The organism is Tabrizicola caldifontis (assembly GCF_004762095.1).
Classification (GTDB): Bacteria; Pseudomonadota; Alphaproteobacteria; order Rhodobacterales; family Rhodobacteraceae; genus Tabrizicola; species Tabrizicola caldifontis.
In genome coordinates, this window is sequence record NZ_SIJH01000018.1 from 1 (window position 1) to 23,851 (window position 23,851).

General features: G+C 65.3%; 24 protein-coding genes and 1 tRNA gene. 12 read left to right on the top strand and 13 right to left on the bottom strand.

Annotated elements, in window-relative coordinates; translation table 11 throughout:
- Positions 1-150: 150 nt before the first annotated feature.
- From EYB42_RS14810 to EYB42_RS14845, 8 genes are all read right to left on the bottom strand, one after another.
- A tRNA-Phe gene (locus EYB42_RS14810) sits at positions 151-226 on the bottom strand.
- 60 nt (positions 227-286) lie between these two features.
- Complete coding sequence (locus EYB42_RS14815; RefSeq protein WP_135450906.1) at positions 287-463, bottom strand: DNA gyrase inhibitor YacG; 177 nt, start codon at positions 461-463, stop codon at positions 287-289.
- The gene (locus tag EYB42_RS14820) at positions 460-1,497 is read right to left on the bottom strand and encodes a ribonuclease E/G (RefSeq protein WP_135450907.1); all 1,038 of its coding nucleotides are present in this window, start codon (positions 1,495-1,497) and stop codon (positions 460-462) included. The genes EYB42_RS14815 and EYB42_RS14820 overlap by 4 nt, the downstream gene beginning before the upstream one ends.
- Positions 1,494-2,069, bottom strand: a complete 576-nt coding sequence (locus EYB42_RS14825) for a Maf family protein (RefSeq protein WP_135450908.1) — start codon at positions 2,067-2,069, stop codon at positions 1,494-1,496. Before EYB42_RS14825 ends, EYB42_RS14820 begins: the two co-directional genes overlap by 4 nt.
- Before the next feature lies 1 nt (position 2,070).
- Positions 2,071-2,289 (bottom strand): translation initiation factor IF-1, encoded by a 219-nt coding sequence (gene infA, locus EYB42_RS14830; RefSeq protein ID WP_135450909.1) that lies wholly within the window; start codon positions 2,287-2,289, stop codon positions 2,071-2,073.
- 75 nt (positions 2,290-2,364) lie between these two features.
- A complete protein-coding gene (locus EYB42_RS14835; protein WP_135450910.1) occupies positions 2,365-4,995 on the bottom strand; it encodes an HAD-IC family P-type ATPase in 2,631 nt (876 codons plus the stop codon).
- 17 nt (positions 4,996-5,012) lie between these two features.
- Complete coding sequence (locus EYB42_RS14840; protein WP_135450911.1) at positions 5,013-5,612, bottom strand: GNAT family N-acetyltransferase; 600 nt, start codon at positions 5,610-5,612, stop codon at positions 5,013-5,015.
- The gene (locus tag EYB42_RS14845) at positions 5,609-6,019 is read right to left on the bottom strand and encodes a ketosteroid isomerase-related protein (RefSeq protein WP_135450912.1); all 411 of its coding nucleotides are present in this window, start codon (positions 6,017-6,019) and stop codon (positions 5,609-5,611) included. Before EYB42_RS14845 ends, EYB42_RS14840 begins: the two co-directional genes overlap by 4 nt.
- Positions 6,020-6,261: 242 nt before the next feature.
- Here EYB42_RS14845 and EYB42_RS14850 point away from each other — a divergent pair, with 242 nt between their 5' ends.
- Both EYB42_RS14850 and EYB42_RS14855 read left to right on the top strand, forming a co-directional pair.
- Positions 6,262-7,122 (top strand): carbohydrate ABC transporter permease, encoded by an 861-nt coding sequence (locus EYB42_RS14850; protein WP_135450913.1) that lies wholly within the window; start codon positions 6,262-6,264, stop codon positions 7,120-7,122.
- Complete coding sequence (locus EYB42_RS14855) at positions 7,119-7,898, top strand: carbohydrate ABC transporter permease (protein ID WP_135450914.1); 780 nt, start codon at positions 7,119-7,121, stop codon at positions 7,896-7,898. Before EYB42_RS14850 ends, EYB42_RS14855 begins: the two co-directional genes overlap by 4 nt.
- A 23-nt stretch (positions 7,899-7,921) precedes the next feature.
- Here the strand turns inward: EYB42_RS14855 and EYB42_RS14860 are convergent, their stop codons facing one another.
- From EYB42_RS14860 to EYB42_RS14870, 3 genes are all read right to left on the bottom strand, one after another.
- Complete coding sequence (locus EYB42_RS14860) at positions 7,922-8,452, bottom strand: helix-turn-helix transcriptional regulator (protein ID WP_135450915.1); 531 nt, start codon at positions 8,450-8,452, stop codon at positions 7,922-7,924.
- Positions 8,449-9,021 carry a cytochrome b/b6 domain-containing protein gene (locus tag EYB42_RS14865; protein ID WP_240784195.1) on the bottom strand — a complete coding sequence of 191 codons (573 nt, stop codon included), beginning with the start codon at positions 9,019-9,021 and terminating at the stop codon, positions 8,449-8,451. The genes EYB42_RS14860 and EYB42_RS14865 overlap by 4 nt, the downstream gene beginning before the upstream one ends.
- 82 nt (positions 9,022-9,103) lie before the next feature.
- Positions 9,104-9,367, bottom strand: a complete 264-nt coding sequence (locus EYB42_RS14870) for a PepSY domain-containing protein (RefSeq protein ID WP_135450917.1) — start codon at positions 9,365-9,367, stop codon at positions 9,104-9,106.
- 200 nt (positions 9,368-9,567) lie between these two features.
- Between EYB42_RS14870 and EYB42_RS14875 the strand changes: the two genes are divergently transcribed.
- The 9 genes from EYB42_RS14875 (at position 9,568) to EYB42_RS14915 (ending at position 18,888) form a co-directional block, all read left to right on the top strand.
- Positions 9,568-10,692: an AI-2E family transporter gene (locus EYB42_RS14875; protein WP_135450918.1), complete on the top strand. Its 1,125-nt coding sequence runs from the start codon at positions 9,568-9,570 to the stop codon at positions 10,690-10,692.
- 38 nt (positions 10,693-10,730) lie between these two features.
- Positions 10,731-11,372, top strand: coding sequence for a chromosomal replication initiator DnaA (locus tag EYB42_RS14880; protein WP_394346498.1), 642 nt, complete (start codon positions 10,731-10,733; stop codon positions 11,370-11,372).
- Between the two features lie 304 nt (positions 11,373-11,676).
- Positions 11,677-13,881 carry an RNA degradosome polyphosphate kinase gene (locus EYB42_RS14885; protein WP_135450920.1) on the top strand — a complete coding sequence of 735 codons (2,205 nt, stop codon included), beginning with the start codon at positions 11,677-11,679 and terminating at the stop codon, positions 13,879-13,881.
- Positions 13,882-14,041: 160 nt separating this feature from the next.
- Positions 14,042-15,592 carry a Ppx/GppA family phosphatase gene (locus EYB42_RS14890; protein WP_135450921.1) on the top strand — a complete coding sequence of 517 codons (1,551 nt, stop codon included), beginning with the start codon at positions 14,042-14,044 and terminating at the stop codon, positions 15,590-15,592.
- Entirely contained in the window at positions 15,592-16,200 is a 609-nt protein-coding gene (locus EYB42_RS14895) for a VOC family protein (protein WP_135450922.1), read from the top strand. The genes EYB42_RS14890 and EYB42_RS14895 overlap by 1 nt, the downstream gene beginning before the upstream one ends.
- The gene (locus EYB42_RS14900; RefSeq protein WP_135450923.1) at positions 16,197-16,679 is read left to right on the top strand and encodes a GNAT family N-acetyltransferase; all 483 of its coding nucleotides are present in this window, start codon (positions 16,197-16,199) and stop codon (positions 16,677-16,679) included. Before EYB42_RS14895 ends, EYB42_RS14900 begins: the two co-directional genes overlap by 4 nt.
- A 31-nt stretch (positions 16,680-16,710) precedes the next feature.
- Positions 16,711-17,424, top strand: coding sequence for a molecular chaperone DjiA (locus EYB42_RS14905; protein ID WP_135450924.1), 714 nt, complete (start codon positions 16,711-16,713; stop codon positions 17,422-17,424).
- Positions 17,421-18,476, top strand: a complete 1,056-nt coding sequence (locus EYB42_RS14910; protein ID WP_135450925.1) for an endonuclease/exonuclease/phosphatase family protein — start codon at positions 17,421-17,423, stop codon at positions 18,474-18,476. Before EYB42_RS14905 ends, EYB42_RS14910 begins: the two co-directional genes overlap by 4 nt.
- A 31-nt stretch (positions 18,477-18,507) precedes the next feature.
- Entirely contained in the window at positions 18,508-18,888 is a 381-nt protein-coding gene (locus tag EYB42_RS14915; RefSeq protein WP_135450926.1) for a hypothetical protein, read from the top strand.
- 242 nt (positions 18,889-19,130) lie between these two features.
- Here the strand turns inward: EYB42_RS14915 and scpA are convergent, their stop codons facing one another.
- Positions 19,131-21,260 (bottom strand): methylmalonyl-CoA mutase, encoded by a 2,130-nt coding sequence (gene scpA, locus EYB42_RS14920; protein WP_135450927.1) that lies wholly within the window; start codon positions 21,258-21,260, stop codon positions 19,131-19,133.
- 79 nt (positions 21,261-21,339) lie between these two features.
- Between scpA and EYB42_RS14925 the strand changes: the two genes are divergently transcribed.
- Entirely contained in the window at positions 21,340-21,789 is a 450-nt protein-coding gene (locus tag EYB42_RS14925; RefSeq protein WP_135450928.1) for a DUF4174 domain-containing protein, read from the top strand.
- Positions 21,790-21,791: 2 nt separating this feature from the next.
- On the opposite strand, the gene EYB42_RS14930 is transcribed toward EYB42_RS14925, so the two are convergent.
- Positions 21,792-23,795, bottom strand: a complete 2,004-nt coding sequence (locus EYB42_RS14930) for an acetyl-CoA carboxylase biotin carboxylase subunit (protein ID WP_135450929.1) — start codon at positions 23,793-23,795, stop codon at positions 21,792-21,794.
- Between the last annotated feature and the right edge of the window lie 56 nt (positions 23,796-23,851).

The following is a 23,851-nucleotide window of genomic DNA, read 5'->3' on the forward strand; positions in this document are numbered from 1 at the left end:
TTGGGAAAGAAGGGCTTCAGCCGCGCCATCTGCGCGTCGGTCAGCCAGAAAAGGTTGCTCATGCTCCAGTCTCCTTTCGGAGATTGAATCAGGCCAAGTCTACAAAATCAATGGGTCCTGACCCTAGTTCATTAATTTTGTTGGATTAAATGGTGCCCAGAGCCGGAATCGAACCAGCGACACGCGGATTTTCAATCCGCTGCTCTACCAACTGAGCTATCTGGGCACCGTTTGGTGGGCGGGTGATACCCAAGGCGCGGGGGGCTGTCCAGAGGGAAAACGCCCTTCAATGCGGCTTCTGCTCCGGGCGATCTCCGGGCAGGTCTTCCGCCTGGTCCGCAGTCTCGGCCGGGATGCGGTAACCCTCGGTCAGCCAGCGTCCGAGGTCCACGTCGGCGCAGCGGCGCGAGCAGAAGGGGCGGTAGGCGGGGGCGGTAGGCTTGCCGCAGATTGGGCAGGTCATGGCAGCACCTCGGCCAGCGGCAGACGGTCGCGCTTGCGGGTAAGCTCGTAAAGGCCCAGCGTGGTCCAGCCGGCAAGGTTGGTCTCGCCCTCGGCCCTGAACGACGCCTTCAGCACCTGGTCAAGCACCTGCCGGTCGCGCTTCGGCATCGGGGCGAAATCCACCACCACCTGTCCGCCCAGCCCTCGCAGGCGCAACTGGCGCGGCAGGTCGCGGGCAGCTGCGATATTGGCCTTAAGCGCCGCGGCCGGCGACGTGTCCGGCCCGGTGTTCACATCCACGGCGACCAGGGCGCGTGTCGGCTCGATCATCATGTGCCCGCCCGCATCCAACGCCACACGCGGGCTGCGCAGTGCCTCCAGCGCCTCGGTGACACCTTGCCGCTGGAAGCTGCCAGGGGCGGTGTCGGCCTCGTCCACCGCGGGGTCGAGCCAGTCGCGGAACGCCAGCTCGTGGGCCGAAGGGCCATCGACCAGAAGCTCCGGACCGCCGGACAGATCGGCCAGCACCGCCTCGGCCAGACCGCGCATCGCGGCGATGTCCTCGGCGATGGCCTCATCCTGGGCTTCGGCGCAGCCCGAGCGCAGGATCAGGCCAAGACGCGGGTCGGCCCCTTCCATCCCGGTCTCGGCCAGCGCCTGAAGATCGGCCCGCAGACCCTCGTCCCGGATCCGGCGGCTGATGTTCAGGCCAGGCGCGTCCGGCGTGATGATGGCAAAACGCGACTTGAACAGCAGCCGCGTGGTGACAGGGGCAGCCTTGCCGGGTTCAGCCGGGCCGGTGACCTGCACAAGAAGCCGCTGCCCCGGCGCCACGCCGGAAATCTGCCGCAGAAAGCCCGAGCCTTGGGGCAGCTTCACGAAGATGCCGCCCTGCCCTTTCACCGGTCGGTCGGCAACCGCACGGTAGATCGCGCCGGGCAGGATCACGTCGCCTTCCGGGTCGATGGCCAGTTCCTCCAGCCGTCCGTCCACCATCAGCGCAGCAGCCTGACGGCCCGCGATCTCGTCCAGAACCAGAACCCGACCCTTCATGACTGCCTCCAGACCGGATAGCCCACCGCCGTCAGAAGCGCAGCCGTCTCTGCCACGGGCAGGCCCATGATCCCCGTGTAGCTGCCGGAAATCCATGGAATCAGCGCCCCGGCCAAACCCTGGATACCGTAGCCTCCGGCCTTGCCCTGCCATTCGTTGCTGGCGAGATAGGCATTCAACTCGGCATCCGACAGCCGCTTCATCTTGACGACGCTCATGCTTTCCCGCGTCAGTACGCGCTCGCCCCGGCGTACGGCAACGGCGGTAATCACCTGGTGCCGCCGCCCGCCCAGTGCGGTCAGGAAGGCCGCCGCCTGGCCGGCATCTTCGGGCTTGCCCAGGATGCGACGGCCCAACGCCACGGTGGTATCGGCGCACAGGACCACATCCTCGGGCCCCGCCGGCACGGCCTGCGCCTTTTCCCGCGCCAGACGCAGACAATAGGGCCGCGGCAGTTCGCCCTTCCGCGGGTCTTCGTCGATGTCGGGGGGCAGGATCAGGTCGGGCACAATCCCCATCTGCGCCAGCAATTCCTTGCGGCGCGGGCTGCCCGATCCAAGGATAAGGCGCAATTTACTTGAAGCGATAGTTGATGCGGCCCTTTGACAGGTCGTAGGGCGTCATCTCGACCTGCACCTTGTCGCCGGCCAGAACACGGATGCGGTTCTTGCGCATCTTTCCCGCCATGGTCGCGATCAGTTCATGGCCGTTCTCGAGTTCGACCCTGAACGTCGCATTGGGCAGGAGTTCCTTCACGACACCGGGGAATTCGAGAATGTCTTCCTTGGCCATGGTCTCTCCAATGTGGCGCGGCCCGCGGTGGACCGCAGGTTCAGACCGGCCATATGCCCACGAAAGGGCCGGTTTTCAAGCGGATTCTTTGGTCACCCCACCTGGCCCCGCACGCAGGCCAAGGCGAATCTGCTTCTCGATCTCGACCAGTGCGAAGAAGACCGCCCCGACCGCAACGATCAGGATGCCATCCCAGAAGGGCACGGCTTCGGTGCCCAGGATTACCTGCAGCGCCGGAACGTAGGTGATGGCGAACTGTGCGGCGGTGACGGCGATCACCACGATCCAGACCACCTTCGTGCCCTTCACCGCGCCCCAGGTCAGCGAGGTTCCGTGGATGTTCCGGATGAAGAACAGATGGAAGGTCTTGAGCACGACCAGCGTGTTCATTGCGATGGTCTGCGACAGGGCCAGCGAATAGCCCCGGTCCTGCGCGTAGTTGAACATGGCAAGGATCCCGGCAATGAACAGCCCCGCCACCAGCACCACGTGCCAGACCAGTTCACCCGAAAGGATCGGCGCAGTGCGCGCGCGGGGCGGGCGCTGCATCGTGCCGGCCTCGGTCGGCTCGAAGGCCAGCGCCAGGCCCAAAGTGATAGCTGTGATCATGTTGACCCACAGGATCATCACCGGGCTGAGCGGCAGCAGAAGCCCCGCAAGGATCGCAAAGACAATGACGATGGATTCGCCGGCATTCGTCGGCAGGGTCCAGCTTATCACCTTCTTGAGGTTGTCATAGACCGTCCGCCCCTCGCGCACCGCCGCGGCGATCGAGGCAAAGTTGTCGTCGGCCAGCACGAGGTCCGCCGCCTCCTTTGCGGCTTCAGATCCCTTCAGGCCCATGGCGATGCCTGCATCCGCGCGCTTCAGCGCCGGGGCGTCGTTCACCCCGTCGCCGGTCATCGCGACCGACAGTCCGTTCGCCTGCAGCGCCGTCACCAGCCGCAGCTTGTGTTCGGGGCTGGTACGGGCGAACACATCGACATCCATGACCTCCATCGCCAGTTCGGCGTCGTCCAGCTTGTCCAGGTCCGCCCCTGTCAGAACACGATCTGGCCGGGCAAGCCCGATCTGCGCGGCGATGGCGGCCGCCGTGCCGGCATGGTCGCCCGTGATCATCTTCACCCGGATCCCGGCCGAACGGCATTCGGCCACCGCCGCGATCGCCTCGGGGCGGGGGGGATCGATCAGGCCGAGAAGCCCCAGGAAGGTCAGCCCCCCGTCCAGGGTTCCCGCGTCGATTTCGTCACTGCCCTCGACCCGCTCGGCGAAGGCAAGCACGCGCAACCCCTGACGGGCCATTGCCTCGGCCCGGTCATGCCAACAGCCGTAGTCGATGTCGCGGCACATGCGCAGCACCCGTTCCGGGGCGCCCTTTACCCGGGTCACACCGTCGGCGCTGAGCACGGCCATATAGCGATGGCGGCTGTCGAACGGCACGACATCCAGGCGTTCTTCGGGGCCGGCGGCCCCGGCCTTGGCGGCAAAGGCCAGAAGTGCGCCCTCCATCGGGTCGCCCTCGACAAACCAGTGGCCGTTCCGGCGGTGGAGATGCGCGTCGTTGCACAGCGCGGCCGCCCGGCCCAGGCGGCCAAGGTCTCCGGGCGGGGTGATCTCGCCCTCGGGCGCATAACCGTCGCCGGTCACGGCAAAGGCACCCTCTGGCGTCTCGCCGGCCACGACGACCATCTCGTTCCGGGTCAGGGTGCCTGTCTTGTCGGTGCAGATGACAGAAACCGAGCCGATCGCCTCGATCGCGGGCAGGCGGCGGACAATGGCATTCCTGCGCGCCATGGCCTGAACACCGATCGCAAGGGTGATCGTCATAACGGCTGGCAATCCCTCGGGAATTGCCGCTACGGCCACGCCGATCACCGCCATGAACAGTTCGCCAAAGTCGTGGTGTCCGACGAAATAGCCGTAAATCAGAAGAAGTGCCGCGATCAGCAGGATCAGGAACGAAAGCCAGCGCGCAAAATGATCCATCTGCGCGACCAGGGGTGTGGTCAGCTGCTCCACCCCGGCCAGAAGCCCACCGATCCGGCCGATCTCGGTCTGCGCGCCGGTCGCCACGACCAGCCCCTTGGCCGTGCCTTGCGTGACAAGCGTCCCCGACCACAGCATCGAACGGCGGTCGCCAAGCGGAGCATCCGCCGCCACGGGGTTGGGATCCTTGTCAACCGGCACGGACTCGCCGGTCAGGATCGCCTCCTGCGCTGCAAGCCCTCGGGCTTCGATCACCCGCAGGTCGGCCGGCACCTTGTCGCCGGCCTCCAGCAACACGATGTCACCGGGCACCAGGTCCGCCCCCTGCACCGTCACCCGCACCCCGTCGCGCAGCACCGCCGCCTTCGGCGCCAGAAGCGAACGAATGCCGGCCATGGCAGCTTCGGCCTTGCCCTCCTGGATGAAACCGATCACCGCATTTGCAAGGACGACCGCAAGGATCACACCGGTATCGACCCAGTGCGCCATCAGCGCCGTCACGGTGGCAGCGCCCAGAAGCACATAGATCAGCACATTGTTGAACTGGGTCAGGAACCTTGCAACCGGTCCGCGCGGTTTCACCTCGGGCAGACGGTTGGGGCCGTATTCGGCCAGCCGTCGCGCGGCCTCGGCCGCCGTCAGGCCCTGCGGCCGCGACCCCAGACGTTCAAGCGCCGCCTTTCCCGTTTCGGCATGGAACGGGAGCTGTTCTGCTGCCATCGCCTTGATCCTTTTTCCTAATCAAGGGACCGCATCCAGAATTGCAAGGGTTTCTCGGTTTCTTCCGTGTCGCCCAGATCCTTCCAGCTGAACCGCGCGACCACGCCGGGCAGCTGCTCATACCCCCTGCCCCGCCAGAAGGCGTCGTTGCTGCGATAGACGGCCGGCCGGGCCGGGTGATCATCGGGCCGGATCACCGAACAGAAGGCGACATGCGTGCGGCCCAGCGCGCGGGCATGGGCCTCGCGCAGGTCAATGAAGCGATGGCCAAGGCCGATCCCGCGGTAGGGGCGAAGCAGCACCGATTCCGCCCCATAAAGGATCTTGTCGGTGGGAATGCCCATCTCGCGGAACGGAGCCGAGAATTCCGGGGCGTGGTCCTCCATCGGGGTGGAGGTCGAGGCGCCCACCAGCCGGCCCTCGTGAAAGGCACCGACCAGCAAGGCGCCAGGATTGTCGCGATAGGTCGCAAGATACTGCCGTTCGTAGTCGAGAGTGCCATCATAAAGATAGGGCCAGTCGCGGAACACGGTGATCCGCAGTTCGGCCACCGCGTCCAGTGCGGCCTCTAGCTCGGCCCCGCGCAGCGCGCGGACATCGATTTCGTCGATGTTCATTTCGAAACCTGCGCGATCCAGTCGTTCAGGTTGTAGAAGGTGGTGATGCGTGAAATCCGGTCGTCGCGGATGTCGAAGAAACCGCCGGCCGGCAGCACATAGGTCTGGCCCTTCGCCTCGGGCAGGCCGGGATCGGTCTTCAGATATGTGCCATGCACGACGAATTCCGCCGCTGCGCGGGTGCCCTCGTCATTGGCGAAGATCACCATGTCCTTCAGCTGCTCGCGATAGCTGTCACCCATGTGGGCGCAGAACTCGCGGAACTTCTCTTTCCCAATCCTGTGCGCGCCCTCGTTCACCCGATGCTCGATGTCATCGGTCAGGCAGGCAAGCATGCCTTCCGCGTTCCCGGCGTTGAAGGCATCGTAATAGCGGCGGATCAGGGCGATGGCGTCGGTGCGGGTCATGGGCTTCTCTCCTGTTTTGCCGGAAGACTAGCCGGGCACCCGGGTCATTCCAAGCCGAAGCCGGACGGCTTGCGGCCCGAAAACGACGCAGCGCCTTCAGCGCCCCCACCCCTGCCCCGCGCCGCCCTTGCCCTGCCGAACCCGACCCCGCCAGGGCAAGCGCATGATCCTGCACGGAACGGGCGCAGGAAATTCCGCAACCACCATTGACTTCCCGAAGGCTTCCCTGTCGCCTGTCGGTGATGCGACCGCATGACAATCGCGCCTGGCTTCTGCTTCTGCCTGCCCTGCTGCTGCTGGGCGTGGTCGGTGCGGTTCCGCTGCTTGCCGTCTTCAACTACGGTTTCCACGACATTTTCACCCTGACCGACGTGCATTGGGTGGGGGTGGAATGGTTTGCCGACATCCTTGCATCCGACCGGTTCCTCGCCTCGCTTGGCCGAAGCCTGCTGTTTTCGGCGATGGTGCTGGCCATACAGGTGCCGCTTGGCGTCGGGGTCGCGCTCATGTTCGTCGGCCTGGGCACGCGGGCGGTCTGGGGGTTGATGCTGGTAGCCATGCCGCTGGTCGTGCCGTGGAACATGATCCCGATGCTATGGATGGGGCTGGTCCAGCCTCAGAACGGGCTCATGGGGCCGGGGCTTCTGGCCCTGGGCTTCGACTGGAAGTCTACCGCCTGGCATGCCTGGGCGCTGCTGCTTGTCATGGATACCTGGCACTGGCTGGGGCTTGTGGTGGTGCTGGCCTATGCCGGGCTGTCCGCCATTCCGCCAGCCTATCGCCAGGCCGCACGCATCGACGGCGCGACCCGCTGGGCCATCTTCCGCTACATCGAACTGCCGAAGATCGCGGGTGCGCTGGCAATCATCTTCCTGCTGCGCTTCGTGGACAGCTTCATGATCTACACCGAGGCATTCACCCTGACTGCTGGGGGTCCGGGCGACAGCACCCGCTTCCTGTCCATCGAACTGGGCGAGGAAATCAGGGGCTTTTCCTACGGCCAGGCTGCCGCACGGGCGAGCCTTTACTTCCTCATCGTCCTTGCCGTGGTCTGGGCCTTCGTCCTGGCAACGCGGGGGCAACAGGGGGCTCGGTCGGCATGATCCGCGCGCTTGCCCTTCTGGCGCTGGCCTGTTTCATCCTTTTGCCGCTGGTCCAGGCGGTGATCCTGAGCTTTACCGCCACCCTTCCCCGCCCGAATGTGGCCGAGGGAGCAATCGGCCTGATGAACTACCGCGCGGTGCTGGCCGCGCCGGAACTTCGCGCGGCGATGGTCAATTCGGCTGTCTATGTGCTTCTGAACGTCGCGCTCTGCATCGCCGTGGCGCTGCCTGCGGCCTATGCGCTGGCGCGCTTCCGCTTCACCGGAGACCGGCATTTCCTGCTGGCCATCCTGGTCTTCCGGGTGACACCGCCGGTGGTGCTGTCGCTGCCGATCTTCATCCTCTTTGCCCGGATCGGCCTGGTGAATTCGCCCGTCGGCATCGCGCTGGTGCATTGCCTGTTCAACCTGCCGGTGGCGATCTGGATCCTGGAAAGCTTCATCCGCGCCGTGCCGCCCGAATTCGACGAGACCGCCTTTCTGGATGGCCATTCGGCCCCCGGCTTCTTCCTGCGCCACCTGATCCCCCAGATCGCGCCCGGGATCGGTGTGGCGGCCTTCTTCTGCTTCATCTTCTCCTGGGTCGAGGTGGTGTTCGCCCGCATCCTGACCGTGACCGGGGGCAAGCCGATCACCATGGCGATCCAGGCCATGTTCGGCTTTCAGACCGACATCGGCATGGTCATGGCAATGACCTGCCTTTCGCTTCTGCCGGGCATGGCGATGATCTGGTTCGTGCGGCATCATCTGGCCCGCGGCTTCTCGCTGCGCGCCTGAGCGGGGACCGTGCCGCCCGCCAGCTATTGGGCGGCCTCAGCGGCCGTCTTGGGCACGCCAGCGCCCAGCAGATCCTCGACGAAGAACGCTGCGAACTGGGCACGGCCCGAGACGCCGGCCTTGGCATAGATCCGCGTCAGCTGTGCGCGCACCGTGCCCTGCGCCGCGCCGCGCAGACCCGCAATCTCGGCCACATCCAGCCCCTTCAGCGCCAGCAGACCCACGTCGCGTTCCGCCGGCGTTAGGGCCCAGGCCTCGAACTGGCGGTCGATCACTTCGGCCAGCGCACCCCGCGCCACGTCCAGCGCCTGCTCCTGCGCGCGCAGCAGCTCGATCGTGCGGCGCAGCGCAAAGGCCCCGAACAGGATACCCAGCACAAGGGCCGAGGTCACCAAGGCCTCGAAGATGAAATGGAAAGAGGTCGGCTCCGCCCTCAGATCGCCGATCACGTCCCCGACAAAGAACACCGTGCCCAGTGTCTGGACCAGCAGGAAGATTGACAGGGCGACAGCCTGGCGCCGCCCTGCGCTGCGTAGACCAGGTTCAGCGCTCATTTCTTTCTTTCGCCCAGCACCATCGGCGCAACCAGGTTACGCCGCATGGCGCGGCTTTCCACGAAGACCCCCGCCACATGCAGGGCGGCCAGGATCAGCAGCAGGTTCGCGGCCACTTCATGTACCTCCTTGGCAGCGTCGGAGAGTTCCGACTCGTCCTCCTCGCCACCTTCACGGATCAAAGCAGACCAGTCGCCGGATGCAACCGCCGCCTTGTCATTGGCCACCTGCATCGGTGTCGCACCGCCGGTCATCACCAGACCGGTGGCCGTCACCACCAGCAGCGTGGCCCAGAAGGCATAGGCCATCAGCGCCCCGGCGGGGTTGTGCGAGGGATAGTCGCGAACCCGCCCCGTCACCAGTTCACGCAGATGTGCCAGCGCCGCCAGGGGGTTCGGCGGGAAAGCCGAGAACCGCGCCTCGTCGGGCCCCACCAGCCCCCAGAGCAACCTCAGCACCAGCAAGGCCATGACGATCCAGCCCAGCGTGACATGAGTCACGCTGCCGCCTCGATTCAGAAGGGCATTCGACAGGACCGACACCGCTATCCCCCAATGCGTGATGCGCACGACCGGGTCCCAAAGACTGGGCGGTGCATCGCGCCGCCCAGCCGGGATCGCCCCGGGATACGAGCTCCGGGGGGCAGCCATCTTACTCCTCGCCCGAGATCTTGACGACCTTGCCCGTGGCGGGGTCCAGATAGACCTCCATCATCTTGCCGGTGGCCGTGTCCTTGCACTTGGCCTCGATCTTGCCGCCCTCGGCCTCGAACTCGCCCACCATGCAGCCGACCTTCTCCAGCGCGGCCTTTGCGGTTTCGGGATCAGTGCCGATCAGGTCGCCCACGGCGGGCATCGCCAGCGCCGCCATCGGGGTCAGGACGACCAGAGAGAGGGGGAGGATCAGTTTCTGCATCGCGTCTGCCTTTCGGTCTGCCGGGACACCGCGCCCCGGACGACGCCCACCTGCCCGCCGCCGCCGCCCCAGTCCATCGGCCCGGGGCTTAGGCACCCGTGACTAAGCGGGTGCTGACAGCGAATTTCCGCCGGAAACCCGGCCCTTGCGCAGCTCTCCGCCAAGGGCGATATCTGTGGCGCAGCCGAAAGGATCCCCACATGGCATTGCCCGCCAAAGACCAGATCCGTTACTGGGGCATCGCCGCGGCGGTCTTCCTGCTGCTGCTGTGGTTCCTGGGTGACGTGCTGCTGCCCTTCATCGTGGGCGGCGCGATCGCCTATTTTCTTGACCCCATCGCCGACCGGCTGGAGCGTCTGGGCCTGGGGCGTGCAGCCGCGACCACGCTGATCTCGCTGATTGCGCTGCTCCTCGTGATCCTGCTGGTGCTGGCCGTCATACCCACATTGGTCAACCAGCTGACCGCGTTGGTGAACGCCGCCCCCGACATCGCCCGACGCCTGCAGGGCTTCCTGCTGGAACGGTTCCCCGATCTGGCCGACTCGACCTCGGCCATCCGGCAGACCCTGGCCGAGATCGGCATGGCGATCCAGTCGCGCGGTGGTCAACTGGTGCAAGGCGTAGTGAGCGGCGCGCTCGGCTTCATCTCGGTCGTGGTCTTCATCGTGGTTGTGCCGGTCGTGGCCTTCTATCTGCTGCTGGACTGGGACCGGATGGTGGCCCGGATCGATTCGATGCTGCCACTTGACCACGCACCCACGATCCGCCGCCTGGCCAGCGAGATCGACACGGTGCTTGCGGGGTTCGTGCGGGGGCAGGTCTCGGTCTGCCTTGCGCTTGGCACGTTCTATGCCGTGGCGCTGATGCTGGCCGGTCTGCAGTTCGGCCTTGTCGTAGGCGCCATAGCCGGGGCGATCACCTTCATTCCCTATGTCGGCTCGATCGTCGGCGGGGTTCTGGCCGTGGGGCTGGCACTGTTCCAGTTCTGGGGGGACTGGGTGCAGATCGCTATCATCGCGGCGATCTTCGCCGCCGGACAGTTCATCGAGGGCAACATCCTGACGCCCAAGCTGGTGGGCAAGTCGGTCGGATTGCACCCGGTCTGGCTTCTTTTCGCGCTGTCGGCCTTCGGCTCGGTCTTCGGCTTCGTCGGCATGCTGGTGGCCGTGCCGGTCGCCGCAGCCATCGGCGTACTGACCCGCTTCGGAATCGAGCAATACCGTGCAAGTCTGCTGTACCGCGGCGCCTCGGCCCTTGCCGACAGTACGCCGCCGGCTCCGCGCGCAAGACGCAGCCGAAAGGCTTCGGGTGGGGACGCCACTTGATCCGCCAGCTGGCCTTTGACCTGCCCGGGCGCGAGGCGATGACCCGGGCCGATTTCCTCGTCGCGCCGTCGAACGCGCTGGCCTTGCACAGCATCGACAGCTGGCGCGACTGGCCCGGGCGCAAGCTGATGCTCGTCGGGCCCGAGGGTGCGGGCAAGACGCATCTTGTCACGATCTGGGCGGCGATGACCGGCGGGCTGATCCTGCCGGCGGCCGAGCTTGCCGGTGCCGACCTTTCCGCCTTCGCAGGGCGCTGCGTGGCGGTCGAGGATGCCGACCGCCCCGGCCTTGCCGAAACCGCGTTGTTCCATCTGCACAACATCGTCACGACCGGCGGCGCACTTCTGGTGACGGCGCGCACTCCGCCACGCGACTGGGGGCTTGAGCTGCCCGATCTGCTCAGCCGGATGCAGGCCGCCGCAGTGGCGCATATCGAAGGTCCGGACGACGCTCTTCTGTCGGCGGTTCTGGTCAAGCTTTTCTCCGACCGGCAGGTTTCGGTGCCTGCGAACCTCATCCCCTATCTGGTGGCGCGCATGCCCCGGTCGATCGGCGCGGCACGGGCGCTGGTCGCGGCCCTGGACGCAGCCGCGCTGTCCCGCGGGCGCCCGATCACCCGCGCGCTGGCTGCCGAACTGCTTGGCGGCGAAGGCCCCGACGATCTGCCGGACATGTCCTGATCCGGGCGCGACCGCAGGTCCGGGGCTCAGGATCAACGCCCGCTGGAAGCGACGGAAGGAAGGCGGATGGAACGTCCGGTACAGGCCGGAAATTCCGGCGATTGACACAGCGTTCCCGATCGCTTCGGGTGCGCCCCTCCTTACCGAAGCTTCGCACGCCGCTGCTGGTTTCGTCTTTCCCTTATCCGACTGCCTGTTCCTCGTGCCATGGGCCCGGTCGCCCGCCGCTGCCCCGCTGGACAGGCGAAGGCGCCGATGAAAGACTGTCATCGTTCCGTCACCAACCGCGCGGCATAAGCCAGCCATGACCCAGGCCGATTTCCTAACGTCCCCCTTTCCCGCACCGGTCGAGCTTCCCTTTGCGGAAACCGCCGGGCCGGGGCGGTTCTTCAATCGCGAACTCAGCTGGCTCGCCTTCAACTGGCGGGTGCTGGAAGAGGCCGCGAACCCCGCCGTGCCGCTTCTGGAACAGCTGCGCTTCCTGTCGATCTCGGCCACCAACCTGGACGAATTCTACACCGTGCGCGTCGCCGGCCTGCGGGCACTGGTCAGGAACGGCAACGCCACGCTTTCGGAAGACGGCCGCAGCCCGGCTGAACAGCTGCAGCTGATCAACGCCGACGCCCGCCGCCTGATGCAGGCCCAGCAAAGCACCTTCAACCGCCTGCGCAAGGCAATGGAGGCGGAAGGCATCAGTATCCTCAGCCGTTCGAAACTGACAGCGCGCGACCTGAAGCATCTGGAAAATCATTTTCTGCACAATGTCTTCCCGGTTCTGTCGCCACTTGCGATCGACCCGGCACACCCCTTCCCCTTCATCCCCAACACCGGCTTTTCGCTGGCGCTGGAGCTTGAACGCGTCACCGATCGCCGTCCGCTGAAGGCGCTTCTGCCGATTCCGCAGCAGATCGCGCGCTTCGTTCCCCTGCCGGGCAAGGAGGGCGAGCATCGCTTCCTTCCGCTGGAGGAACTGCTGCTTCTGCACCTCAACATGCTTTTCCCCGGCTATACCGACCGCGGGCACTGCACCTTCCGTGTCCTGCGCGACAGCGATCTGGAAGTGGAGGACGAGGCCGAGGATCTGGTCCGCGAATTCGAGACCGCGCTGAAACGTCGCCGCCGGGGCGAGGTGATCCGGCTGAAACTGTCCGCGGGCGCACCCGAGGAATTGCGCGCGCTGATCATGGAGGAACTGGGCGTCACCGAGGACGAGGTGGTCGAGGTCAAGGGTCTGCTGGGCGTGGCCGACCTGAAGGAGTTGATCCTTCCCAGCCGGAAGGATCTGATGTGGCCCCCCTTCTCCCCCCGAGTGCCCGAACGGGTGCAGGACCACGACGGCGACATGTTCGCCGCCATCCGGCAGAAGGACATGCTGCTGCATCACCCCTACGAGACGTTCGACATGGTGATCCGCTTCCTGGAACAGGCGGCGCGGGATCCGAACGTGCTGGCCATCAAGCAGACGCTTTATCGCACCTCATGGGACAGCCCGATCGTCTCGGCGCTGTGCGAGGCGGCCGAGAACGGCAAGTCGGTCACAGCGCTGGTCGAACTGAAGGCGCGGTTCGACGAGGCCGCGAACATCCGCCAGTCGCGACGGCTGGAACGCGCGGGCGCCCATGTCGTTTATGGCTTCGTCAACTACAAGACCCATGCCAAGATCAGCACGGTCGTGCGGCGCGAAGGTGACCAACTGGTGACCTACACGCATTACGGCACCGGCAATTACCATCCGATCACCGCGCGCATCTACACCGATCTGTCTTTCTTCACCTGCGACCCGGCGCTGGGGCGCGATGCGACCAAGGTCTTCAACTATCTGTCGGGCTATGTGCAACCCGAGGGCCTTGAAAACCTTGCGATTTCGCCGATCACCCTGAAGCCGCGCCTGTTGGAGCTGATCGCGGCCGAGGCCGAGCACGCGCGCGCCGGACGACCGGCGGAAATCTGGGCCAAGATGAATGCCCTGATCGAGCCCGACGTGATCGACGCCCTCTATTCGGCCAGTCAGGCTGGCGTGAGGATCAGCCTCGTCATTCGCGGCATCTGCGGGCTGCGTCCCGGCGTGAAGGGGCTTTCGGAAAACATCCGGGTAAAGTCCATCGTCGGACGGTTTCTTGAACATTCGCGCATCGTCTGCTTTGGAAACGGCTACGGTCTGCCGGCCAGGAAGGCGCGAGTGTTCTTCTCGTCGGCCGACTGGATGGGCCGCAACCTGCTGCGCCGGGTGGAAACCCTGGTCGAGGCGCTGAACCCGACGGTGAAGAACCAGATCCTGACCCAGATCATGGCCGCGAACCTACGCGACGAGGCGCAAAGCTGGGTTCTGGCGCCTGACGGAAGCTATTCACGCGATCTCAACCCCGCAGACGGACAGTTGTTCAGCTGCCACCAGTTCTTCATGGAAAATCCTTCGCTGTCCGGCCGCGGCACTGCCGGGGCCAAGGATGCGCCTCGGCTGATCTCGATCAAGGACGACGAAGCCGGTGGGGCGGCCGCGGCGCACTGATCGCGAAGTCAAGGTTTGTCGGGTGACATCGCCACTTCTCGTGGCGACCTCCGAAGCAAGGGCGCAGTCGGGTGACCATGGGCTGCGCTTGGGGGAGCACGGTTGACCCCACCGGACGTGGCCGGCACCATGGCCACACGAAGACCCGGGGGATTCTGTGATGGCTGACGGCACCGCGCCCTTGAACGAGGACGAAGACGAAGGCCCGTTCGGCAAGCCCCTTTTCGATGACCCATCGGCCCGCGCCCTGTCGCGGGTGGGCGTCATCGACGTCGGTTCGAACTCGGTCCGCATGGTGGTGTTCGACGGCGCGGCGCGTTCGCCTGCCTATTTCTACAACGAAAAGATCATGTGCGGCCTGGGCAAGGGCCTGGCGGAAACAGGCCGGCTGAACCCGCAGGGCCGTGTCCGGGCCTTGGCTGCGCTGAAGCGATTTGCGCTGCTGGCCGAAGGCATGCAGATCGAACCTTTGACCGTGGTCGCCACCGCAGCCACGCGCGAGGCCGAGGATGGCCCCGAATTCCAGGCCGAGGTCACCCGCCAAACCGGCCTGAAGCTGCATGTCATCGACGGCGACGAAGAGGCGCGACTTTCGGCGCAGGGCGTGCTGTTGGGCTGGCCGGACGCCAAGGGGATCGTCTGCGATATCGGCGGCAACTCGATGGAACTGGCCCGGATCGGCGATGGCCGAGTGGGCAAGCGCATCTCGACGCCGCTTGGCCCATTTCGTCTGCAACAGGTGTCTCAGGACACGAAGAAGCGTCGCGCCCATATTGCCAAGGTTCTGAAAGAGGCGCAGTCGGTGATGAAGTCGGCCGGAGAACGCATCTATCTGGTCGGCGGCAGCTGGCGGGTCATCGCGCGCCTTGACATGGAGAGGCGGAATTATCCCCTGACCGTCCTGCACGAATACCGGATGACGCCCAAGGGGTTGACCGACACGCTCGACTGGCTTTCGGTTGCCGACCTGGCGGTTCTGCGCGGCCGCACGGGAACCAGCGCCGAACGGATGGAACTTGTGCCCCTCGCCTGCGAGGTGCTGCGCGAAATCATCAGACAGTTCCACCCGGCCGAGATCGACGTTTCGGCCTATGGCATCCGTGAGGGGCTGCTTTACGAACACATGCCCGAGAAACTGCGTGCACGCGACCCCTTGATCGAGGCCGCGCGCATGGCCGAGATGGTTCAGGCCCGGATCCCCGGCTTCGGCAAGAAGCTGTATGAATTCCTGCTGCCGCTTTTCCCCGACGCGCCGAAGGAAAGGCTGCGCCTGGTCAAGGCCGCCTGCCTGCTGCATGACACCACCTGGCGCGCACACCCTGATTTTCGGGCCGAGGCCTGCTTCGACAACGCCACCCGTGCGAACCTTGGCGGGCTCGACCATCCGGGCCGGGTCTTCCTGGGCCTTGCGCTTCTGCACCGCTACAAGAACAGCCGCTCTGGCTCGCGGCTGGAACCGATGTTCCGGCTTTTGTCCGAGGACGAGATTCAGGCGGCAGAGGTTCTGGGAAAGGCGATGCGCTTCGGCGCCATGTTCTCGGTCGGCGATCCGGCAAAGGCGGGGCGGCTCAGCTGGCAACCGAAGAAGCGGGTGCTGGGCCTCGAACTGACCCCAGCGGGCGAGGGACTGTTCGGCGAGGTCGCTCAGGCGCGCTTCCAGTCGCTAGCCCTGGCACTGAAGGCAGAAACCCGCGTAACAAGGGCAGCCTGATGCTGCGTCTGGACCATGTCGCAGTCTCTGCCGAACGGCTGGAGGATGGGGCGGCCGCGGTGCAGGCAGCACTTGGCGTGCCCATGACAGGCGGCGGCACGCACCCGGCGATGGGCACGCACAACCGGCTGCTGTCGCTGGGCGACCTGTATCTGGAAGTCATCGCCATCGATCCCGAGGCCCCAGCCCCGGACCGACCGCGATGGTTCGACCTTGACCGCTTTTCCGGCCCGCCCCGTCTGACGAACTGGATCGTGGCCTGCGATGACATGGAGGCTGCGTTGCGCCATGGGCCACCCGGCTGGGGGTTGCCCATGCAACTGGCGCGGGGCGACTACCGCTGGCAGATGGCCGTGCCGGAAAGCGGACGGCTTCCCTTTGACAACTTTTTCCCGGCTCTGATCCGTTGGCAGGGCATGCTGCACCCCGCCCCTGCCCTGCCCGACCACGGTCTGCGGCTGGCACGGCTGGAGGTCAGCCATCCCGATGCCCGGGCCCTGCGCGCAGCTCTCCCGACGCTGACCGATCCGCGGGTTGCAATCGGCGTCGGGCCGCCCGCCCTGCGCGCGGTCATTGATACGCCGAACGGCCCGCGGACCCTGACATGATACGCCGCGCCACCTCTAGCGATGCCAGCGCGATCGCCGCGCTCTGGAACCCGTATATCCGCGGCACACTCGTCACCTTCAATTCGGCAGAGAAGTCCGCCGACGAGGTTGCAAGGATGATCGCCGATCGGGATGCCGCGGGCCATGCGACCTTTGTTGCTGCGGACAGCGAAATCCTGGGCTTTGCCTCCTACGCCCAGTTCCGGGGCGGGATCGGCTATGCCACCTGCATGGAACACACCGTGCTTCTGGCACCGCAAGCCCGGGGCCGGGGCCTGGGCTCTGCCCTTCTGACAACGGTCTGTGACCATGCACGCGCGGCCGGCGCGCACCAGATGATCGCCGGCGTCTCGGCCGAGAACCCCGATGGCTTTGCTTTCCACGCCCGTCTTGGCTTTGCCGAGATCGCCCGGGTGCGCGAGGCGGGCCGCAAGTTCGGCCGTTTCATCGACCTTGTGCTGATGCAGAAATTCCTCTGACAAGCCACGCGCACAGGGATAGACTGTCCCCATGTCGATCTGGACCCGAATTGCTGAAGCCCTGTCCGCCCTTGCCGGGGGCGAGCCCCTGTCGGTGGTCTTCGACCGGCTGCGCGGTGCATCCGCGCCCGAGCAGTCGGTCGGTTTCACCATCGCCGTCCTGGCCCTGGGTGCCAAGATGGCCAAGGCAGACGGCACCGTGACACGCGACGAAGTCACCGCCTTCCGCCGCATCTTCACCTTCCCGGAAGGCGAAGAAGCCCACGCCGCGCGCGTCTTCAACCTGGCGCGGCAGGACGTTGCGGGCTTCGACGCCTATGCCCGCAAGATCGCCCGCCTTTTCAACCCCGAAGGCCGCCGGATCTGCGCCGATGACCACCATGTGCTTGTGGACATTCTCGAGGCGCTCTTTCAGATCGCCATAGCCGACGGCTCCTATCACCCCGGCGAGGACGCCTTCCTGCGCCATGTGGCCGAGGAATTCGGCCTTGACGAAGCCTGCTTCCGCATCGTCCGTTCGCGCCTGGTGGATGGTGCCCCGCGCGACCCCTATGATGTGCTTGGACTGCCGCACGGCGCCTCGAAGGCCGAGGCGCGCCGCGCCTGGAAGCAGCTGGTCCGCGATACCCACCCCGATGTGATGAACGCACGCGGCGTTCCGCCCGAGGCCCTCAAGCTTGCTGAACGCCGTCTGCAACTGATCAATGAGGCCTGGCGCCAGATTTCGGCGCGCGAGGCGGCATGACGACCGCCCGCCCCCTGCGGCTGGCCACCTACAACGTCGAGTGGTTCAATGCCCTGTTCGATAACAACGGCCGCTTGCTTGAGGATGACAAGCCCTCTGCCCGCTATCAGGTCAGCCGCGGCGAACAGCTCGGGGCACTGGGCATCGTCTTTACAGCGCTAGATGCCGACGGCATCGTGGTGATCGAGGCACCGGACACCAACGGCAAACGGTCCACCGTCAAGGCGCTGGAAAACTTCGCGCGCAAGTATGACCTCCGGGCGCGCAGGGCCCTGATCGGCTTTCCCAGCGAGACCGAGCAGGAAATCGCCTTTCTGTACGACCCCGATCGGCTGACGGCCCGGCACGACCCGAAGGGTCCGACCTCGACAACCCAGGACGTGCCGGGCGCACCACGGTTCGACACCACGTTCCGCTACGACCTCGACGCCGACAACGTGTTCGAGAACATCCGCTTTTCCAAGCCGCCGCTGGAACTTGCCGTGACCACGGCGGGCGGACGTTCCCTGCGCCTGATCGGGGTGCATGCCAAGTCGAAGAACCCCTACGGTGCCATCGGGCACGAGGCGCAGATCCGCCTGTCGATCGAGAACCGCCGCAAGCAGCTGGCGCAATGCCTCTGGATCCGGCAGCGCGTCGAGGAACATCTTGCCGCAGGCGACAGCCTGATCGTGCTGGGCGATTTCAACGACGGTCCGGGAATCGACGAATTCGAAAAGCTCTTCGGCCATTCCGGGGTGGAAATCGTTCTGGGCACCGACCCGGACCCTGCGCGCCAGCTGATCGATCCGCATGCCGCAATGGCGCTGCAAAGCCGGGTCAGCATTGCACCGGCCAGCGCCCGCTTCTACCTTGCGCCGCAGAAACGCTATTTCGAGGCATTGCTGGATTTCATCATGGTCTCACCCGACCTTGCGGCAAGAGCGCCCGAATGGCGGATCTGGCACCCGTTCGACGATCCACAGGTGGCCGAGATCCCGGAACTGCGCGAGGCACTTCTGCAGGCTTCCGACCATTTCCCGGTGACAATCGACCTGCCAGATGTGATTTGAAATGCCGTGGTCGCTTCAGCATAATGAAATCATGCGACTGCTGCCCGCCCTGTTCCTGGCCGCCTTGCCTGCCGTCGCGCAGGAAACTCCGCCTGATGTGCCCGAGGCCGAGAAAGACGGCTTCAGCCTGATGGAAGAGGGCGCGAAGCTCGTCCTGCGGGGCCTGATGTCGGAAATGCAGCCGGCCCTGGACGAGATGGAAAAGGCGCTCACCGGAATCGGCCCCAGACTGGAGACCTTCGGTGACGAGATCGCACCGAGGCTGCACGAACTGATCCGGCTGATCGACGATTTCAAGAACTACGATGCTCCGGTGATGTTGCCGAACGGGGACATCCTGATCCGCCGCAAGGCGCCGCTGCTGCCGCCGCTGCCGGATCAGCCCGGCCCTAACGGGGAAACCGAGCTGTAACCCCATTGCGCGGCTTGCGCCGCAAGGCCTTCCTCTCGTCGTCGGCCTTCGCCATCTCCTCGTCCATTGGGGGCATCCTGCCCCACCCCCCGGGCGTATTTGGCAAGAAGCAAACGGATTTGCTCCTTCCCGAATACTCCGGGGTTCGGGGGTGAAACCCCCGGCGCCCGAGCCGGTTGGCCGGAACGGCCAGAGGCGAGACAACAGGCCGGCGCGAAACGCGCTCCTGTGGAAAGCTGCGGCTAGCCCCGCGCCGCGCGGATCAGGTCCAGTATTTCCTTTGCCGCCGCGGGGATGTTCGTTCCGGGGCCGAAGATCGCCTTCACCCCTGCCGCCTTCAGGAAGTCATAGTCCTGCTGAGGGATCACTCCGCCGCAGATCACCAGGATATCCTCGGCCCCGCGCGCCTTCAGCACTTCAATCAGCTTCGGCGCCAGGGTCTTGTGGCCTGCCGCCTGGCTGGAGATGCCGATCACGTGCACATCGTTGTCGATGGCATCCTGCGCCGCTTCCTCGGGCGTCTGGAACAACGGGCCCACGTCCACATCAAAGCCGATGTCGGCAAAGGCCGTGGCGATGACCTTCGCGCCGCGGTCGTGCCCGTCCTGGCCCATCTTGACCACCAGCATCCGCGGGCGCCGGCCCTCGGCCTCGGCAAAGGCCTCGACATCCTTCTGGATCTGGGCAAAGCCCTGATCGCCCTCGTAGGCCGCGCCATAGACGCCGGCGAGCGTTTTGACCTCCGCGCGGTGGCGGCCGAAGACCTTTTCCATGGCGTCCGAAATCTCCCCGACCGTGGCCCGGGCGCGGGCCGCTTCGATGGCTGCTTCAAGAAGGTTTCCGCCCTGCGCGGCCCGCCGGGTCAGTTCGGCCAGAGAGGCCGCGACCCGGCCCTCGTCGCGTGCGTCGCGCACGGCCTTAAGCCGGGCAATCTGCGCCTCGCGGACGGCAATGTTGTCGATATCCAGGATGTCGATCGGATCTTCCTTGTCCTTGCGATACTTGTTGACCCCGACGATCACCTCGTCGCCCCGGTCGATCATCGCCTGCCGGCGCGCCGCCGATTCCTCGATCCTGAGCTTCGGCATGCCACTGGCCACGGCCTTGGTCATGCCACCCATCGCCTCGACTTCCTCGATCAGCTTCCAGGCCTCTTCGGCCAGCTGGTTGGTCAGGCTTTCCACATAATAACTGCCTGCCAACGGATCGACGACATGGGTGATCCCGGTTTCCTCCTGCAGAATCAGCTGGGTGTTGCGCGCGATCCGCGCCGCGAATTCGGTGGGCAGCGCGATCGCCTCGTCCAGGGCATTGGTGTGCAACGACTGTGTGCCGCCCAGCACCGCCGCCATCGCCTCGTAGGCGGTGCGCACCACATTGTTGTAGGGATCCTGTTCCTGAAGGCTGACGCCCGAGGTCTGGCAGTGGGTTCTCAGCATCAGGCTGGACGGTTTCCTTGCCCCGAAGCCGGCCATGATCCGGTGCCACAGCATCCGCGCAGCGCGAAGCTTCGCAACTTCCATGAAGAAGTTCATGCCGATGGCAAAGAAGAACGACAATCGGCCGGCGAAATCATCTACATCCATGCCACGGGCTACGGCGGTGCGGACGTATTCCTTGCCATCCGCCAGCGTGAAGGCCAGTTCCTGGACCAGGTTCGCGCCGGCCTCCTGCATGTGGTAGCCGCTGATGCTGATCGAGTTGAACTTGGGCATCTCGCGGCTGGTGTATTCGATGATGTCGGCAACGATCCGCATCGAGGGTTCGGGCGGATAGATGTAGGTGTTGCGCACCATGAACTCCTTCAGGATGTCGTTCTGGATGGTGCCCGACAGGGCGGCGCGCGGCACACCCTGCTCTTCCCCCGTCACAATGAAACTTGCGAGGATCGGAATGACCGCCCCGTTCATCGTCATGGAAACGCTGATCTTTTCCAGGGGTATACCGTCGAAGAGGATCTTCATGTCCTCGACGGAATCGATTGCCACGCCCGCCTTGCCCACATCGCCCACAACGCGCGGGTGGTCGCTGTCATAACCGCGATGGGTGGCAAGGTCGAAGGCGACCGAGACGCCCTGCTGCCCCGCCGCCAGCGCCTTGCGGTAGAAGGCATTCGATTCCTCGGCCGTCGAGAACCCGGCATATTGCCGGATCGTCCAGGGTCGACCAGCATACATCGTGGCGCGCACGCCCCGTGTGAAGGGTGGCAATCCCGGCAATTCGCCCATCTGCGGCAGGCCCTGCACGTCCGCCGCCGTGTAAAGCGGCTTCACCGTGATTCCCTCCAGCGTCTGCCAGTTCAGGCTGTCGGGCGCAGCGCCCTTAAGTTCCTTCGTGGCAAGGGCCTCCCAGGCCTTCAGATCGTCGGTCATGTCACACCCCGGAGAAGTCGTTCATCATTGCTTTGGAATTCTGCGCGCGTCGCCTATATCGAAGACAAAGAGAGGCCCCATGAAACCCCTGCACGCGCTTGTTTTCGTTGCCCTTCTGCCCCTGATCGCAGTCGCCGAGGCGACGGAAGAGGGGCCTGCGCCCTTCGGCCCCCTTCCTGCGACAGAGGTCGCCTTCGACGAACAGCTTTACGTCAGGCGGCCCCTTGTCGTGTTCGCAGACAGCCCCAATGATCCAAATTTCGTGCGACAGATGGACCTTCTGTCGCGCTCTTACGCCGATCTGGAAGAGCGCGACGTGATTCTGGTCATCGACACCGACCCCGCGGCGCGCAGCGAATGGCGCCAGAAACTGCGCCCGCGCGGCTTTTCGCTGGTGATCATGGACAAGGATCTGCGCCCGGTGATCCGCAAGCCCCTGCCTTGGGATCTGCGCGAAATCACGCACGCCATAGACAGGCTTCCCCTGCGTCGGCAGGAAATTCTTGAACGGAACCCGGCCGGGCGCTGACATCATTCGAACTCGAGGATCACGTCATCGACCTTGAGGCTTGCGCCTGGTGCGGCCCTGACGGCCTTGACCACACCCTTGCGTTCGGCCTTGAGAATGTTTTCCATCTTCATCGCCTCGACGGTGGCCAGCGCCTGGCCCTCCTGAACCTCGTCGCCCACGGCCACGTCGATCTTCACCACCAGGCCCGGCATCGGGCAAAGCAGGTATTTCGACGTGTCCGGCGGGGCCTTCTCCAGCATCAGGGCAGCCAGCGCCTTCTGGCGCGGGGTCTGGACATGGACCTTCAGGTCGGCCCCGCGCAGACGCATGCGGAAGCCCATCGGAATCTTGCCCACCTTGATCGCCAGCACCGTGCCTTCGACCCAGAGCCGGGCCAGCGGCTGGCCCGGTGTCCAGTCGCTTTCGACGCGCAGGCTTTCGCCATCGGCGAAGGTCACGGTGGACCCGTTCGGATCTGCCGCGATCCTGACCGAATGGCTCTGGCCTTGCAGGGTCACGATCCAGTCATCTCCCACGCGGCGGGTGTGGTTGTCCATCGTGCCGGAAATCCGCGTCCGGCGGATTTCGGCCACCCGGTTCATCGCCGCCGCCGCCGCTGCTACCCGGCGCAGGGTCGCTTCCTCCAGCACCGCGCCCTGAAAGCCATCGGGGTATTCCTCGGCGATGAAGGCCGTGGTGATGTTGCCCGAAACAAAGCGCGGATGGTCCATCACCGCGCCGACGAAGGGCAGGTTGTGGCCAATTCCCTCGACCTCGAACGTGTCCAGCGCAAGGCGCATCTCCTCGATCGCCGCGGCGCGGGTCGGGGCCCAGGTGCAAAGCTTGGCGATCATCGGGTCGTAGAACATGCTGATCTCGCCGCCCTCGTAGACGCCGGTATCATTGCGCACGATCCCGCCGCGTTCTGTCGGGCCTTCCACAGGCGGCCGGTAGCGGGTGAGACGGCCGATCGAGGGCAGGAAGTTGCGATAGGGATCTTCGGCATAGAGCCGGCTTTCGATCGCCCAGCCGTTGATCTTCAGATCCTCCTGCCGGAAGGGCAGCGGTTCGCCGGCGGCGACGCGGATCATCTGTTCCACTAGGTCGATGCCGGTGATCAGTTCCGTGACCGGATGTTCGACCTGCAAACGGGTATTCATTTCAAGGAAATAGAAATTGCGGCTGCCATCGACGATGAACTCGACCGTCCCGGCGCTGGTATAACCCACGGCGCGGGCCAGCGCGCAGGCCTGTTCCCCCATGGCCTTGCGGGTTGCCTCGTCCAGGAAGGGCGAAGGTGCCTCTTCGATGACCTTCTGGTTCCGGCGCTGGATGCTGCACTCACGCTCATGCAGATAGACGCAGTTGCCGTGCTTGTCGGCCAGGACCTGGATCTCGATATGCCTTGGCTGGGTCACGAACTTCTCGATGAAGATGCGATCGTCGCCGAAGCTGGCCGCCGCCTCGTTCTTCGACGACTGGAAGCCCTCGGCCGCTTCCTGGTCGTTCCATGCGATCCGCATCCCCTTGCCGCCGCCGCCCGCGCTGGCCTTGATCATCACCGGATAGCCGATCTCGTGGCTGATCTTCACCGCCTCGGCAGCGTCCGAAATCAGGCCCATGTAGCCGGGAACCGTGGAAACACCAGCCTCCATCGCCAGCTTCTTCGAGGTGATCTTGTCGCCCATCGCCTCGATGGCGGGGCTAGGCGGGCCGATGAAGGTGACGCCCTCCTTCTCCAGCGCGGCGGCGAAATTCATGTTCTCGCTGAGAAAGCCATAGCCCGGATGCACGGCCTGCGCACCCGTCCTGCGGATCGCATCCAGGATGCGCTCGATCACGATATAGGACTGTGCGGCGGGGGGCGGCCCGATATGCACCGCTTCGTCCGCCATCTGCACATGCAGCGCGTTGCGGTCGGCATCGGAATAGACCGCCACGGTCTTGATCCCCATCCTGCGCGCGGTCTTGATCACGCGACATGCGATCTCGCCCCGGTTGGCGATCAGGATCTTGTCAAACATCGGCTCCCCCTTGCGGCACGAATGGCAAAGGGCCACCCCGGCGCTCAGCCCGGATG